This is a genomic window from Paenibacillus solani, from assembly GCF_050475945.1.
GTDB classification, from domain to species: domain Bacteria; phylum Bacillota; class Bacilli; order Paenibacillales; family Paenibacillaceae; genus Paenibacillus_AQ; species Paenibacillus_AQ solani_A.
Map to the genome: position 1 here is coordinate 1 of NZ_JBCMXJ010000028.1, position 15639 is coordinate 15639.

General features: G+C 43.6%; 12 protein-coding genes. 5 read left to right on the forward strand and 7 right to left on the reverse strand.

Annotated elements, in window-relative coordinates; translation table 11 throughout:
• Positions 1-556: 556 nt before the first annotated feature.
• Positions 557-1888, reverse strand: coding sequence for a daptide-type RiPP biosynthesis aminotransferase (gene mpaD, locus ABEQ74_RS28920; protein WP_430125646.1), 1332 nt, complete (start codon positions 1886-1888; stop codon positions 557-559).
• A 17-nt stretch (positions 1889-1905) separates the two neighbouring features.
• Positions 1906-4365, reverse strand: a complete 2460-nt coding sequence (locus ABEQ74_RS28925; protein WP_430125647.1) for a hypothetical protein — start codon at positions 4363-4365, stop codon at positions 1906-1908.
• Positions 4366-5223: 858 nt separating this feature from the next.
• Between ABEQ74_RS28925 and ABEQ74_RS28930 the strand changes: the two genes are divergently transcribed.
• The 3 genes from ABEQ74_RS28930 (at position 5224) to ABEQ74_RS28940 (ending at position 9207) form a co-directional block, all read left to right on the forward strand.
• Positions 5224-6237, forward strand: a complete 1014-nt coding sequence (locus ABEQ74_RS28930) for an LCP family protein (RefSeq protein ID WP_430125648.1) — start codon at positions 5224-5226, stop codon at positions 6235-6237.
• Between the two features lie 212 nt (positions 6238-6449).
• The gene (gene guaD / locus ABEQ74_RS28935) at positions 6450-7814 is read left to right on the forward strand and encodes a guanine deaminase (RefSeq protein WP_430125649.1); all 1365 of its coding nucleotides are present in this window, start codon (positions 6450-6452) and stop codon (positions 7812-7814) included.
• Between the two features lie 40 nt (positions 7815-7854).
• Positions 7855-9207 carry a uracil-xanthine permease family protein gene (locus ABEQ74_RS28940; protein WP_430125650.1) on the forward strand — a complete coding sequence of 451 codons (1353 nt, stop codon included), beginning with the start codon at positions 7855-7857 and terminating at the stop codon, positions 9205-9207.
• A gap of 255 nt (positions 9208-9462) precedes the next feature.
• On the opposite strand, the gene ABEQ74_RS28945 is transcribed toward ABEQ74_RS28940, so the two are convergent.
• From ABEQ74_RS28945 to ABEQ74_RS28965, 5 genes are all read right to left on the reverse strand, one after another.
• A complete protein-coding gene (locus ABEQ74_RS28945; protein ID WP_430125651.1) occupies positions 9463-10008 on the reverse strand; it encodes a GerMN domain-containing protein in 546 nt (181 codons plus the stop codon).
• A 31-nt stretch (positions 10009-10039) separates the two neighbouring features.
• Positions 10040-11431: an N-acetylmuramoyl-L-alanine amidase gene (locus tag ABEQ74_RS28950; RefSeq protein ID WP_430125652.1), complete on the reverse strand. Its 1392-nt coding sequence runs from the start codon at positions 11429-11431 to the stop codon at positions 10040-10042.
• Between the two features lie 354 nt (positions 11432-11785).
• Positions 11786-11917 carry a hypothetical protein gene (locus ABEQ74_RS28955; RefSeq protein WP_430125653.1) on the reverse strand — a complete coding sequence of 44 codons (132 nt, stop codon included), beginning with the start codon at positions 11915-11917 and terminating at the stop codon, positions 11786-11788.
• 259 nt (positions 11918-12176) lie between these two features.
• Positions 12177-12509, reverse strand: a complete 333-nt coding sequence (locus ABEQ74_RS28960; RefSeq protein WP_430125654.1) for a hypothetical protein — start codon at positions 12507-12509, stop codon at positions 12177-12179.
• Positions 12509-13684, reverse strand: coding sequence for a WXG100 family type VII secretion target (locus ABEQ74_RS28965; protein ID WP_430125656.1), 1176 nt, complete (start codon positions 13682-13684; stop codon positions 12509-12511). The genes ABEQ74_RS28960 and ABEQ74_RS28965 overlap by 1 nt, the downstream gene beginning before the upstream one ends.
• A 279-nt stretch (positions 13685-13963) precedes the next feature.
• On the opposite strand from ABEQ74_RS28965, the gene scfA reads away from it, so the two are divergent.
• Together scfA and scfB are read left to right on the forward strand one after the other, a co-directional pair.
• Complete coding sequence (gene scfA / locus ABEQ74_RS28970; RefSeq protein ID WP_082341518.1) at positions 13964-14113, forward strand: six-cysteine ranthipeptide SCIFF; 150 nt, start codon at positions 13964-13966, stop codon at positions 14111-14113.
• 95 nt (positions 14114-14208) lie between these two features.
• Positions 14209-15606, forward strand: a complete 1398-nt coding sequence (gene scfB, locus ABEQ74_RS28975) for a thioether cross-link-forming SCIFF peptide maturase (protein WP_430125658.1) — start codon at positions 14209-14211, stop codon at positions 15604-15606.
• The last annotated feature ends 33 nt before the right edge of the window (positions 15607-15639 follow it).

A 15639-nucleotide genomic window follows, 5' to 3' on the forward strand; every position in this document is an offset into this window, starting at 1 on the left:
TTTAATTCATACTATTTAAAACTCAGTTGTCTGAGAATTATGTCAATGCTACAGCAGTTCCGAAGGCGGCTCCTGCAATAATTGCGACTTCCAGCCAACCCGGGGCCGCCACAGCTTCCATTTCTTCGAATTGCAAGGACAGTTTCTTTTGCATGTCAGTTCACCTCCTTTGCATGAAGTGTATGGTAACCACGCTTTATTAGAGCAGGGAAACAATCGGTTTAACAATTGGAAGGATGATAATGATCGGTCCCACAATCGGCCAGTATGCTGACATTTCGTTCACCTCCCTTTCAGTGAATTTTCTAAAGGAATCTATAAGAATTGCCTGATGTTCGCTAAGGGTGACTTACAGGAAGATAATCGGGATGATTGGAAGAATAGGGAACATAATTGGAATAAGTTTCACCATGCTGCTGATCACCTCCTTACAGAAAATTTGTGAATATGATTAATAATGTCTATCCTGCTTGTTAAACCAGGCTTTCAACCATTGGGGAACCAGATAGCCTTGGAGTTCATTTATCTTGCTGGAGAGATTATGTTTCATCCATAATCACCTCCCTTCAAGCACCTTTTTGATTAACTGCACCATCTTCTCCACCTCATGCTCTTGAATGATAAATGGCGGGAATAGATGAAATCCTGTTGTTAAATCCGGAGTGTTAAAAGGATATACGATGAGTCCCCGGCGTTTCAGCTTGCTCACAAGTTCTGCAAGTCTTTCGGGCGGAAGGCATGCCCCTGTTTCCTTGTCTGCCGTCAGAGCTACCCCTATCATGAGCCCTTTACCTCGGACCTCCAGAAATAACGGGTGGTTACCTAAGGCTTGCTCAAGAGACTGACGAAGCTGCATTCCCTTTCGTTCAATGGATTCCAGCATTCCCGGCTGCTGAAGCACTTTCACGGTTGCCATACCAGCAGCACACGCGATCGGATTACCGTTTTGTGTAGATAGATGCTCTATATGTGATCCGGCAGAAGCAAAAGCTTGCTGAATCGAATCGCTGAACAAGGTTGCTCCCAGCGGTAAATATCCGCTGTTAATCCCTTTGGACAGACATAGAATGTCGGGAACGACACCGCTATGCTCGAAGCCAAACATCTTACCTGTACGCCCCATCCCGGTCGCAACTTCATCAAATACCAGCAATGTATCGTGCTTCCGGCACAATTCCTGAACCTTGTGGAGATACCGGTCAGGCAAGGGTATAATTCCACCAGAACCAATGATAGGCTCTAACAGGATGCCGGCAATTTCAGACCCTTTCTGTTCGAAGAGCTGCTCCAGCTGCAGTATTTTCTGGTCGAGGCATTCATCCGATATATGACCTGGGGTGCAATGGCTGCACACCGGTACGGGATGGAAGTGGAACCCCGGCACTTTGGGTCCGTAGCTCTCAGAAATTTCCTGATCGATTCCACTTGCACTCATCGAGCCGTAATAGCTGCCGTGATAGGATTTATCCATAACAACAATCAAGGTTTTGCCCGGCTGGTTGCGCAGAGAATAATATTTGCGTATGAGTTTGATTGCCAGTTCCACTGATTCGGAACCCGTGCAGGTATAAGCGACCTTTGATAGATGTGGTGGAGTAATGCTGAGCAATGTTTCGGCGAACTCCAGCGTTGTCGGATTGCTCTGATCTACAGGATTGACATATGGAATCGCATCCAGTTGGTCCACAATAGCTTGCCGAATATCCGGGTGTTGGTACCCCAGCGATATATTCCATAGCCCGCTAATTCCGTCTATATACGTTTTTCCATTCATATCCTGCACATAGATTCCATCTCCGACCGCGAGCGGCGTTATTTCCTCTCCCACTCGCACATCCTTTAAGGGATGGACCATTGGATACGAAGACACTGCGCTTGTGGTTAACATAGGGCAACTCCTTCCTTTCAACCGGCTTTAGCCGACATTTTCTTCAAACAGCCTTCCCGTGCAAACATTGCCTCGGCCTGTGATACAGCTGATGCTGCATACTCGGTTTCAACATGGTATTTCTCGGTAATGTACCGGATTAGCTCCACTTCATCCGCTCCGGCCATGTACCCTTCCAGAATGAGCGCGGTTAGTTCATTGAGCTTCAATATTTTTTGATTCACGGAGTGGAACAGCATCGGCTGATCCTGCATGTAGAACAGAAACACAGTATCTTGCACCGAAGAGTTGGCTGCTCCCTCCACCCCGCTATGTTTCGGCCACAGATGCGTTACGGTTGGTAATGACACCTTGATGTCCTGAATGCCGATTCCCTGGAGGGCTTGTGTATATTTCCTTAAGACCTTGAATAATTGCACCATTTGCATATACCGATGAAGCATGACATGTTTCCTACGTAAATCGCAGTATTGCTGACGATTCATATAGCTTGGCAAGAAGCTGCACTTCGAGCAGGTATCACGGATGTCACAGGTTTGGCAGCCCCTGAGCAGCTGCTCCTGATCACTAGCCACAGATACTTGTGTCAGCAAACTATCGAGCGAATCGTACATATCACCGATGGATGAACAGCCTCGGCACGCCGAGATTTGGTCCTGACCATCCACGAACATCCTTGGCAGCTCCCTTGCCCTGCAATGATGTGCTCCTGACCAGCGGCAGCTGTCGACGATATACGACTGGATCTCGAAGCCGTGCTTAAATTTTCCCTGGCGGCTAAAATGATCCACATCGTTCAGAAACAGCTCCAAATCTTCCTCTGAAGTTATTTCCAGAAACTGCAGCCCGACCTCGTCGCCATTCGGCTCTGATTGAGCAGCTTTCATATAATCCATTCTGCGAATGTGCATAGGCTCGATGTGAAGAAAATCATTCATCTGCAGCTCATATGTACATTCCTCAAGAGGTACAATCTGGTGTGCATTGGACAAATAGTATTGTTGTTGCTCTGCAGTCTGCACGAGCTCATCGAACAGCTCATTGTGCTGCTTCCACACCTCGTCTTGGTCAGCGTAGACTATACCATTCTTTTCTTCCCTATTTACTTGGTTATGTTCAAATAAGAGTGCACTATTTACTCCGGAATACTCCCCCAAGCGATGAACCGAGGATGGATTCCAGGTTCCCTCTGTATATCCGATATGCTTCACGCATCCGCCTGTCGATGAACCAGGATAATGTCCTGTCATAAATGCTATATATCCATTCATCAGCGCCGGTTGCGGCTCATCGGCAGCATACTTCAGTAAATAAGAACGTATTGGTTCGGGTAAAATCACTCGTTCTTGCTCCCGGCCTGGCTGATCCGGCTCGATCCGGACATGATTAGCATCAATAATGTTGTTAGCTGTCCAGGCTGACAACAGCCTTGCGGTATGCTGGGAATCAGCGGTAAGGTCATGAGATGCAGCATAGTCAGTCAGTTTCACCGTTACGTTTAGTCTCTGATCCGGCACTTGGGAATCTTGAAGCGTATCCCCCAGTGAAATTCCTTCCTCGGCCTGCTGCTCAGTCATGAGCAGCGGGATTCGGATAGCGATCTCTGTAATTCCAGCTAGCAGAAGCTGCTGCCATATCCCTTCCTTCACCAACCATTCATATTCCACCTCGACCTGAAAGCCGATACTCCCTTTCACCCGCTCCATAGCTTCAAGAATTTCGCTTCTTACGGATCGGTCATGAAGCAGATGGAATCCTACAATCTGAAGCGTCGCTTTGGATCCTGCGGTTCGAGTAGCTGCCTGGATGGCCAGCTCCAGATCCTGCTGGAATCTGCCAGGCGAATGAATTCGCAGCCCGCCTCTTCCACTGTCCCGCCCCAGAGTATCCGCACACTTGACGGTAAGGATCGGGGTCTGTCTTGCTTGAGCCGCTTCCTCCCAAATGCCCTCGTATTGATCGAGTTCGTATAAGGAAGGTGAATGAGATGCCTCCATCGCGTCCAGATTTCCAGCAGCCTCGTTCCTGCCAAGAAATCCTGCGATATCGCCCCACTCTTCCGGCTCCGATTCGGCTAATGCATATATGACTTGTTCAGGCTCCTGATGGATGATACCGTCAGCTTGTGTCCGCTCTAACTGCTCTTTTCCCTTGACTGAGACATATCCCCCAAACCATACGATGTGAATGCTGTCATCCAGCTCCTTTAGCACCGTGGTTAGTCTGTCGCATAACCGAAGGTTCGCTGCGGTGATGTAAAGTGCGATCCGATCATTTCCGAGTGCAATTAAGTCCTCTGCGGCATCATATATATTCGAAAGGTTCGGTTCCACATATTGAGCAACCGTTGCCCCTTGCTGCTTGAGGTAAGCTCTGACATATCGGCAGTCAAGTTGGTCGCTTGCGGTAAATAATCGTGTAGGATGATGTTCAAAGTAAGCCAGGGTAACTCCATTTCCGAATGATAGCTTCAACACTTTCTCATCTCCTTTCAGGCGGATCAGCCTGCTCGACTTGTTCTTGTTTCTTGTTCTTGTTTCTTGTTCTCCTCTGTTGCCGTTTGTCTCTCGTTGTTTTCCTTGATCTAATCTTAAGCTATTTTTTCCAGTTTTACACCGAAAACCCATATACGTAATCCCACAATCATATTGCGTTATTTCACCGCAACAGATCCGCAAACCGGGTATCCGCAGTACCGCAATCCCGTCTTGCGGTGCTCGTGATTTCCCGCAGGCAGGTCTTCATATGTCTTCATTTTGATGGCTTTGCCAGGCTTTACTTATCCCACGGGAACTTATAATCTGGGAAGCCGCACATCTGGGGTCTAAGCGAATCCCCATTCCAGTTGATTACTTTATAATGGTTCTCACGGGCCCATCGAAATTGCCTTTCATTAATAAATCCGTACGACGGGTGAATAAGATGTGGTGTGACGCCTATTATGGTGTAGAGAATCACATGCTGATCCTCAAATAAGACGAAACGTTAGCACGATAGAAGGCCCCCTCCAAGCTGTACCATGCTGACCGCCTCCTCTGTATCATCTGCACAGCATAGCCTTCCACCGTAAACATTCCCTTCAATATATGTTCTTGTTCGATTACCTTGCAGTGACAACCAACTATAATCAGTAAATAGGTGGATAGGTCATCAAATGTTAAAGCTTGTTGATTTTTTTGGTAATTACCCTAAAATAGGGATAGAACCAAGAGAGTAAGCTCCTAATAAATCGAATAATGTAAATAGAGAGGATTACTAGGGGGAAATAACATTCTTCGTAATACCCGCTGTCCGATTCTTGTATACCATTATTTTTTTGAGGAGTTGTATGTTTCATGGAGGCAAGGAGACTTAGAAGAAGTAAAAAAAGCAGTAAAAGCAATAAAAAGAAATGGATTAGTATATCACTCATAGTCCTAATCATAGCTGGTGCCGGGTTTCTCTTCAGGAAAGAACTATCGTTGTTTGCCTTTAATACGCTGCTAAAAAAAGATGTTAAAACCACATTAGACAAGTCTTACAAACCAGTAGGTTATGAAAAAGAAGATACACCAGCTTTAAAGGGTGAGCCTTTTTCCTTACTTCTGCTTGGGGTTGATCAGCGCGATAATGAGCCTAGTAGATCCGATACTATAATATATTCTGTAATCCGCCCCAAAGATAATAAAGCATTATTAGTATCCATTCCCCGAGACACGTATACAGACATTATTGGTAGAGATGTAACATCTAAGGTCAACTCTGCTTATGCTCATGGAGGAGAGAAAATGAGTATAGACACGGTTGAGAACCTACTAAATAATAAAGTCGATTTTTACGGGACTGTGAACTTTAATGGAGTTATAGACGTCGTAGACGCCGTGGGAGGAGTAAAGCTTCCAATAACCAAATTAATAGAGAATAAAAATCCGCTTCATGAAAAATTAAGGATCGAACCCAATAAACCGATATATTCTGGTCCAGAGGCTTTAAGTTACGTCCGTTACCGTGAGGACTCTGATTTTAAACGTACGGAGCGTCAACGAATTTTTATAAAAGCCTTTATGGAGAAGGTTTTGGAATTAAAAAATATTACCAAAGTTCCTGAATTGATCGAGATTGTTGGTTCCAACTTTTCCACAAATATGGATGCTAATCTTGTATTAGAATTGGCTGAAACGATGTATTTAAATGATACACTACCTGATTTTGAGAGTTATATGTTACAAGGCAATGGGAAAATGAGAGGCTCAACTTGGTACTACGACATTGATTCGGAAGATTTAGAGTACACACAAAACCTAATTTCTAATTGGTTAAACGGGGATATTAATAAACAAGATCTTATCCATCCTAAAGATATGAACTAGGGACTACATATTAAAGAGATAACAATTTATATAGATATGAAAAACTAGTAGGAGCTGTTATGCTTCTGCTAGTTTTTTTGTATCGTCATTGTGAATAATGGATGTTTCTGACTTAGCGATTGTTTCTATTCGCCTTTAGGGTATGGACTTATCTTTTTTGAGCGTCTATAATTACAACTACACTTCAAAAAACGAACATTAAGGCGGTAACCATGAGTAAATATATGTTATTATTTCAAGGGACTTCTTTTTCGAGCAAATCTCCGACTGAAATTCAAGTATTGAAAGACTATCTATACTGCATCAATGCAGATGGCATAATTGAGCGAATTGTGGCTCCGGAAGAGGCCGACTATCAACACCTGCTGGATGCTTACCAAGGCAGCGACAGCTTTCACCGATTAGCAGAAGGGCAGTATTTCTTGCCTGGTTTTGTTGACTTGCATGTTCATGCCCCGCAATGGGCTCAATCCGGAACGGCATTGGACATTCCACTCTATGATTGGCTTAATACCTACACCTTCCCGCTGGAGTCGAAGTTCTCAGATCTTGAATTCGCACAAAAGGTCTACGAGGATGTAGTAAGCACCCTGCTCGCGAACGGAACAACGACAGCCCTTTATTTTGCCACGGTGCATAAGGAAGCCAGCTTGCTGTTAGCTCAAATCTGCGCAAGCAAAGGCCAGCGAGGACTTGTTGGAAAAGTCGTCATGGATGATCCAGAGCAGAATCCGGAATATTACCGCGATGCGGATACATCCACGGCACTAGCCGATACAGAAGAATTTATTATTGCTGTCCAGGAATTGGCCAAAACTACGAAACAAGGCGTATTTCCCGTCGTTACACCACGCTTCATCCCTAGCTGTACCGATGAGGGGCTGAAAGGTTTAGGCGAGCTGGCGGCTAAATACGATACGTATGTGCAGTCCCACTGCAGCGAAAGCGATTGGGCACATGGTTATGTACAGGATCGATTCCAGAAGAATGATGCGTTTGCCCTGCATGATTTTGGCCTGCTGCGGGATAAATCGGTTATGGCTCATTGTAATTTTCTCGATGATCAGGATGTTGAATTATTCGCTGATACTGGCACCGCAATTGCGCATTGCCCGATATCTAACGCCTATTTTGCCAATAGCGTCATTCCGGTTGCCCGCTTCCACGACAAAAATGTCGAGATCGGCCTAGGCTCTGATATATCCGGAGGCTTCTCGCCTAGTCTCTTCGATAATATAAGACAAGCCGTGATCTCTTCGAGAATGCTGGAAGACGGCGTGAACACCTCCCTTCCTGCGAAAGAACGAGGCGTGCCAGAGTCACGCATTACGATTAATGAGGCATTCTACCTGGCTACAGCCGGGGGCGGTGAAAGCCTGAGCTTGCCAATCGGTCGCATTCAAGCAGGTTATGTGTGGGATGTCCAGGTGATTGATACGAAACTTCCGTCCGCCAAGCTGCCGATTTTTGATGAGTTTGAAGATGTACTAGATATTTTTCAGAAGATTATGTATTTGGCAAGACCTGAACATATTCGCGAGGTTTGGGTACAAGGAGTACAGGTTCACACACGTTAACATATAGCAATTAATCCAAACATTCGAGGTGTACATCGGAGTGAAAACACAAGCAGACAATCAAGATCACGTGCAAACCAATTCACCACATCTAACGGTTCAACCGGACGACAAGCTATCCTTCGGAAAATCCGCCATTCTGGGTTTACAGCATGTTATAGCGATGGACGTATATGTCGTTCCTTTTCTGATTGCGATGTTAATCGGCTTGTCGCCCAATCAGTCCAGTGCATTAATTCAGTCCACATTTATTGCGGCCGGGCTTGCCACGATTGTACAAACGTATTTCTGTATGAAGCTGCCGATGGCGCAGGGTCCTTCCTATGTTCCGCTCGGCGCTATTGTCGCGATTTATGCCGCCAGCGGCGGCGGGGAACTCGGATGGAACTCCGTACTGGGCGCGAGCTTGATTGGCGCGGTTCTCGTCGTTATTTTGGGATATACGGGGATCTTCAATAAAATCGTTACCTCCTTCATCCCACCCATTGTCGGGGGCACCATCATTTTCATTGTCGGCCTATCGTTATTGCCTGTTGCCATTCGGGACAATATTTACGGTGCTACGGATGCGACGATTAACCAGAATGTGCTGTTAGCTCTAATCTCCGCAGCTGCACTGATCCTGTTCGTCATCTTGGGTTCTTTGTTCGGTACGCGAGGAGCGATATTCCGAATTACATCCGTTATGATCGCATTGATCATCGGATGTATCTCGGCCAACTTTATGGGTGTGCTAGACTTCAGCGCTGTTGCGAACGCCAAGTGGTTCAGCATGCCGCATATTCCTTTTAAAGATTTTGGCTTTTCGTTCGACTTCTCGGCGATCATCACCATGGTCATTATCTATCTCGTACTGCTCGCGGAAACAACAGGTACATGGTTTGCCATCAGCAACGTCATTGATAAACCACTGACGGATAAGAATATTAACCGGGGGGTCATTGGTGAAGGGATAAGCTGCCTGATTGCTTCTGTACTCGGTTCAACACCGGTCACCGGCTATTCCACCAATGCAGGCATTATCTCCATCACGGGGATAGCCAGTCGTCGAGTCTTTCTTGCCGTAGGCGGATGGTTTGTCCTCTTCGGCTGTTCAGGCAAATTGGCTGCACTGATCTCTTCCATCCCAACGGCCGTCATCGGCGGTGTATTCGCTATCGTCTGCGGGATCATCTCGATTAACGGGATCCAGGTTATGAAGAACGTACAAATCACTGAAAAAGAAATGTACATCATCGCCATCCCGATGATTTTGACGTTAGCGTTAGTGCTCATTCCGAAAGACTTCTTATACACCCTGCCTACATTCGTGCAGTATTTGCTCGGCTCGCCGATTCTGGCTGCTTCGCTTGCAGCGATTCTATTGAATAAATTGCTGCCAAGTAGGAAGTAAGCTGTAGGGAGAGAATATTGGAGTTGTATGTGAGGTAAACAGGGCTGCCCCCAAAGAGACTACGGTTAGCGTAGGCTTTGGGGGTGGTTGAAGAAATTGGCCACATTGTTGGGTCGCCTATCTAAAAGGTGGGTTGGATCCACCATTACCTTTTCAGTGCCATCATGCACAACGGTTGACTATTTTTTAGAACAAAAATAAATCTTGAAGAAAAAACAGCCGATTCTAATAGAGATTCGGCTGTTTTCCATTGCTCTATTCACGGGTTAGTGGATGTTCTAATTCCGCATGGCCCATTAAACTTTCAGCTGCATTTCCGTCAACAAGCAGATCAATACTGGTTACTTCATCAAATTGAAAAAATGTTTCTCTCAGGGCATCGAGGGCTAAAGTCTCTCCTCCAGCTCCTAATCTTGCTTCATCCGGAATATGTACATCTAATGTCAACTTTCCTTGATCAAAACTAGCTGAAAGTAAATCAATGTTATTCCACAAAGGAATCAGTTCTGGTTGATCACTGTTTTGAAGGGCTGCGTAGGTCTTACTGTATTTGTCAGGGTCATCTTCGAATGTAATTTCCTTCCTACTTTGTTCTAGTTGTAATAACTGATCGTCCGCGTAAAAAACCTCAATTTCTTGAGACTCCTCATTCTCCTCGTTCGGGTTAGTTATTGGCGCTGGTGTAGTAGTTGCAGGATCAGAACCCTGCACTGGACCAGAAGAATTAGGTTTGCTACCACAACCCACCACTAGTATGCTTATGGCACAAATTGCGATAGCCAGATAGATTCCTTTTTTCATAGAAGCACATCCTCTTAAATTATTCGCTGTTCTATAATTTCAGATATTCTTTTATTCCATCAACAATGGCTTGCGCCGCTTTATTTTGATTGGTTTCTGACATCATAGCCTCCTCCTCAGACTTGTTACTTAAGAATCCGACTTCCAAGAGTACCGCAGACATTGTGGTTTCTCGGATGACCTGGTAGTTTCCGTTCTTAACTCCACGATCTATAAATCCCAAGGCCGCGATCAATCTTTTATGAATGAGGTTTGCTAGTTCTTTACTACTTTCACGTTGATAATAATATGTTTCAGTTCCCGATATTTGAGGGGCAGCGGTTACGCTGTTCCCGTGTATAGATACAAACACATCTGCCTTTAGATCATTAGCAAGTTTCACTCGTTCCGATCGTGTAGGGTAGATATCCGTTTCACGAGTCATAATCACTTCTATACCAGATTCTTTTTGCAAGAGAGCCTGTACTTTAAGACCTAAAGCAAGAGCAAAAATCTTCTCAGGTTTTTTGGTGAAACTTATAGTACCTGGATCACTTCCGCCATGTCCCGGATCAATAACGACTATTTTTTTGCCACTGCTGACAGGAGTTGCAGGTACAGGATCGTTTACCATACTCAGATCAAGGATGAATTTGCCGGCGATGGTCTGTTGCTCATAATTAACCGAACTAACATTATTTAATTCAATCACGATTCGAACTTGAGCAGGGTCATTTTTGAAAAGAGAATAGCGTATATCGGTAATATTGGGAGAGTTACTCGTATCCAACCTCCCCATGGCTCCGCCAGAGAGTGCTTGTCCCATATCACCCAAGTTGGTAGATGGAAAATCCACGACGATTCGTTCAGGGTTTTGAAGTGTTGTTATGACTGGAGTAACTTCATGGTCTAATGAAACGATAAGCTGGTTATTTGCATAATTTATTTCATGAACTAGATTAGTGGTTGCTTCCATCCCACTCCCATTAGAGGGCTCTGATGGAAGGGATGTATTGCTAGATAAAGTAACAATCTTGTCTTTGTTATTCCAGCCAACTTTCAGCCCCATTTCTTCACTAACAAAACGTAAGGGAACGACAACCGTATTCTTAATCATTTGAGGAGCAATGTTAAGCATCACGGTGTTGTTTTCAACTAGTGCCTCTTCTTTACCAACGGTCAATGATATTGCATTAGAACCTTGTTGAATATGCACATTTTGTGTTTTTTGGTCCCAGTTCACATCGAACTCTAAATTCTCAGCGACTACTCGAATTGGAATCATAATGTTGTTTCGTACATTAACGACTTCTACAGAATTAGGTAACACTAGCTCTTGGCCATCTAAAATAATTTTTGTTTGATTTGTAGCTGCTTGAGTGTGCATGGGAATTAGAAAGAGTAGCAGTGCACTAAACAGTAGCATAATTATAAATTTCTTCATTTTACACCTCGGTTTTAATTTAAGTATTACTAGACTTCTAACTGAAAGACAAGGTTACAATATGATTTTCCATCTATGAAAAGGAATCACAGGAAAATACCCTATTACTTGAACTAATCAATTCAAAAGATTAATAGGGGTCCTTTAATTGAATAGTGAGTTTTTTAGGTTAAACAAAGTATACTATAATATCCCATTCAATAATTTAAAACGCTATAACTTACGTAAAAGTTACGAGGGAAATGGTCCTTATACAAATATATTCTAATTATGGGCATCCAGTAGCAGTTATTGTTCATGAAACGTTAAACAATAGGCTAATTTTCTTTGCCATTCTACTGGTTTACTTAGTACTTAATTAGATAATTCATCCCAGTCACTTGAACTAAATTCTGCAAGGATCTCGTTTGCAATGACACAGCCATCATCGTACCAAGAATCTATTGTTGTATCAGCAGATAATAGAGTATCTAATTCTTTGTACATATGTATTGCCTCCACATAATGTTGAATTCAGAACTCACCCTACCCAGCTTGTCTCAGATTCTCCGATTCTTTACTATCAATCGCAATAAAAATGGATCTTCCCCCACTAGAAGAGCAGCTTGAATGGCATGCAAAAAAGCTCATTCATACTCATGGTTCAAGTCTGAAAGAGCTTTTGAAAGTTTATCAAGTGTTTGGTTTTGTAGCCTGTATTGTACGATATTGTTATTACGATTGTAAATATAGCCTCCTAGATATATTACCCAATAAAAATTACTATTCCATCTCGATGACTAAAAGCAATGGGTACTTCAGTTTCAATTAATTCGATTCTTTCAATAATTTTCAGCTTCTTTTCCTCTGGTAAGTTCTCCTTCGCCCACTCTTTTATTTTTGATAATTCTTCTAAAACAAATGGAAAATCATCTTCAACTAAATCGATCCCAACGGAAAATACTTTAGTCCATTTTAACCCTAATTTTTCGATTGCTGGCTCCCAACATTCATTGAAGAAAGATTCAGCAGCAACAGGGATAAAGAACTTCTCTTCAAATTCATCCTTTGCATCTAAAACCATTGCACTAATTGACATTACTTTCCCCCTCCAAACAATGCATCAAAAATATAACCAGGAAATTCTTTTCTTAATTGTTTCAAGCTATTCTCTACAGCTTGCCTTAATTCAGGAGTATCTCCATCTAATCTAAATATGAATTTACGGATGTCTTTTATTTGATCTAACGAAGGTACATCCGAAGTTCCATCCTTAGTAGCTCGTGTAGCTGTTGCTTCTGCAATATTATTTATTCTTTTTCTTGTTTTACCCAAGATTTGCTTATCCGTAAATTGCTGAGGTGTTTGAGCAGGTAGTCCAGTTTTAGGATTGATGACATCAAGTCCCTTAGCTGCTTTATCTTCATAGAAAATACCATTTTCCAAGTCAATCTCGTCAAATTCTCCAATTGGTTTTCCATTGTGATCAACAATTTCAACTTCTTTTATTGGCTCAGCTTTTTTTGGCCCATCAGCCTTCGGCGCTCCCCCTCCATCTCCCCCCGCATCATGCTTCAGTCCATCATTACCTTTTCTAACTTCATACTTAACCTTTGGACTCAATATATCTTTCGGTTTCATAAGAGGTACTGTTGCACCCGTAGCAATTCCTGCTGCTCCTATGATACTAGCTACATGTTCTGTAGACCAAGCCTTTGTAGGAAAAATGGCTTCTCTAATGGTTCCATGTATTCCAAAGGTCATGCCGTTGGCGAAGTCATTCGGGGAATCAAACAGCTTATCAGCTCTTTCCACATAACCTTGGTAAGCGCCTTTGGGTATGCCAGCTGTCCAGTAATCCAAAAAGCCCCACACCGAAGAATACCGTTTATCATATCTCTCATTGGAAGCATCCATTATTCCGTTTCCTATTTTTTTCAAGCTGCCCCAGGCCTTTTCAAGCCAAGTCTTGGGTTCCTCTGTTCTGCCTACCAGTGCAAGAGGCAATAGCTCTTCATCTACTAATATAAATCGATAAGCAATGCGTTTTAATTCATCACTAATTGAATTCATATATTCAATCGTCAGGTTCATTTCGCTGCGGGCTTTATGAAAGTCTTCAAAAAAACGCTGCCGCGTCGTTCCCTCCCACATCAGCATGGTATTCATTTGATGGTCAAGTGAACTTATCCTCCATCCCATTTGCAGGGACTGTAAACGGAACTTCTCAGCGACTTGAATCAGCAACTCGGGTGGAACCTGGATTTTGGGCATTTATATCACTCCATTATTTGCTAAACAGATTATACCCAAATACAAGTAACTGGAAAACATTCCAAGGTCCTGAATTTAAATGATCTTAGTCATAATTAGGAGTGTAAGATTCGTTAACGTGATTGATTAACAAGAAAAGAACGCGCGTATTTTATGTAAGATAAAAACCAATCAGCTCTTTCAGCTGATCTAGTGTGATCTATTTGATTGTAGGAGATCCGAAGTTATTGCTACCATGTTCATTGTTGAACTAATGAAATGGTAGAGGAGTTATTCATGATGAAAAGAATCGTAACACTGAGTACCCGCAAACTGATTGATACTGCAAAATACGGCGGATGCGGCGCATGCCAGACATCTTGTCAGTCTGCTTGTAAGACTTCTTGCGGTGTTGCAAACCAACGCTGCGAAAACCCAATGAACAAATAGGACTCGTAAATTCTCACCGCCCACTGCGTTAGTAGATGGGCGTTTATTTTTTAACCGTTTCTACTTGCACGTTAAAAGGAGCTTGATTAACAAAGATGATTCATCAATATCAACTGAACGGATACAATATTGTGCTCGACACCTACAGCGGTTCGGTGCATGTTGTTGACGACCTAGCATACAAAATCATTGAACTTTATGAGCATACATCTCCAGAAGAAATCTTGACACTCATGCTGGGGCAATATAAACACGATTCGGACATTACCGAGCATGATATTCGAGAAACCATCGCGGCTATTATGGAGCTTGTAGAGGATGGACAGCTCTTTACCAAGGATGAATATGAGAACCTCTCCATGGATTTAAAAAATCGAAAAACTTATGTCAAAGCGCTTTGCCTCAATGTCGCGCATACCTGCAACCTCTCCTGCGACTATTGCTTCGCCAGTCAGGGGAAATATAACGGCGATCGGGCTATCATGAGTTTTGAGGTTGGACAACGAGCGATCGATTTCCTTCTGGAGAATTCGGGTCATCACCGGAACCTTGACATAGACTTCTTCGGCGGCGAACCACTTATGGCTTGGAAAACCGTTAAGCAGATTGTAGCCTATGCTAGAATCAAGGAACAGGAATATAAGAAGAAGTTTCGTTTCACCTTCACAACGAATGGTATGCTGTTAAGCGATGAGGTCACTGATTTTTTAAACAAGGAAATGTACAACGTCGTATTAAGTCTGGATGGAAGAAAAGAAGTTCATGATCGGCTCCGCACAACCGCTAACGGAAAAGGCAGCTATGAGCATATTGTACCGAAATTTCAGGAATTCGTTCAAAAGCGCGGAGACCAGGAATATTATGTGCGAGGAACCTACACTGGTAACAATGTCGATTTCACGAACGATATTTTTCATATCGCAGACCTTGGCTTTGATAAAATCTCAATGGAGCCGGTTATCTGTGATCCACGAGAGACTTATGCACTAACCGAGGAGGATCTACCGGAAATTTATAACCAATACGAAATTCTGGCCAAAGAAATGATTAAACGCGGGGAACAGGACGAGGGTTTTACCTTCTATCATTACATGCTTGACCTCTCTGAAGGCCCTTGCATTCAGAAAAGAATTACCGGTTGTGGTTCAGGTACGGAATATCTTGCTGTCACGCCTTGGGGGGAGCTCTTCCCTTGCCACCAGTTCGTCGGAGATGAAGAGTACAGCATGGGGAACATCTGGGATGGTATCACAAAACCTGAGCTGCAAAGCCAATTTAAACAGAGCAACTGCTACTCGAAGCCCGAATGCAAGGATTGCTGGGCCAAGCTCTACTGCAGCGGCGGCTGCCCTGCTAATTCCCTGCACGCAACAGGTTCCATTAACGGCACCTACGACTTCAGCTGTGATGTGTTCCGCAAGAGAGTGGAATGCTCCATGATGGTGAAGGTTGCTGAGTCTATGAGAGAGATGGAAAGCGACGTTCAAAGTTAGAACCGTTATAGGGGTTTAACATCTACTAGGTAC

What these genes read in the sequence shown, in the direction of transcription:
- ABEQ74_RS28955 (WP_430125653.1), bottom strand. Translation starts at nt 11,917, where the DNA reads ATGTACAAAGAATTAGATACTCTATTATCTGCTGATACAACAATAGAT.
- ABEQ74_RS28965 (WP_430125656.1), bottom strand. Translation starts at nt 13,684, where the DNA reads ATGCCCAAAATCCAGGTTCCACCCGAGTTGCTGATTCAAGTCGCTGAG.
- ABEQ74_RS28930 (WP_430125648.1), top strand. Translation starts at nt 5,224, where the DNA reads ATGGAGGCAAGGAGACTTAGAAGAAGTAAAAAAAGCAGTAAAAGCAAT.
- ABEQ74_RS28945 (WP_430125651.1), bottom strand. Translation starts at nt 10,008, where the DNA reads ATGAAAAAAGGAATCTATCTGGCTATCGCAATTTGTGCCATAAGCATA.
- scfA (WP_082341518.1), top strand. Translation starts at nt 13,964, where the DNA reads ATGAAAAGAATCGTAACACTGAGTACCCGCAAACTGATTGATACTGCA.
- mpaD (WP_430125646.1), bottom strand. Translation starts at nt 1,888, where the DNA reads ATGTTAACCACAAGCGCAGTGTCTTCGTATCCAATGGTCCATCCCTTA.
- scfB (WP_430125658.1), top strand. Translation starts at nt 14,209, where the DNA reads ATGATTCATCAATATCAACTGAACGGATACAATATTGTGCTCGACACC.
- ABEQ74_RS28950 (WP_430125652.1), bottom strand. Translation starts at nt 11,431, where the DNA reads ATGAAGAAATTTATAATTATGCTACTGTTTAGTGCACTGCTACTCTTT.
- guaD (WP_430125649.1), top strand. Translation starts at nt 6,450, where the DNA reads ATGAGTAAATATATGTTATTATTTCAAGGGACTTCTTTTTCGAGCAAA.
- ABEQ74_RS28960 (WP_430125654.1), bottom strand. Translation starts at nt 12,509, where the DNA reads ATGTCAATTAGTGCAATGGTTTTAGATGCAAAGGATGAATTTGAAGAG.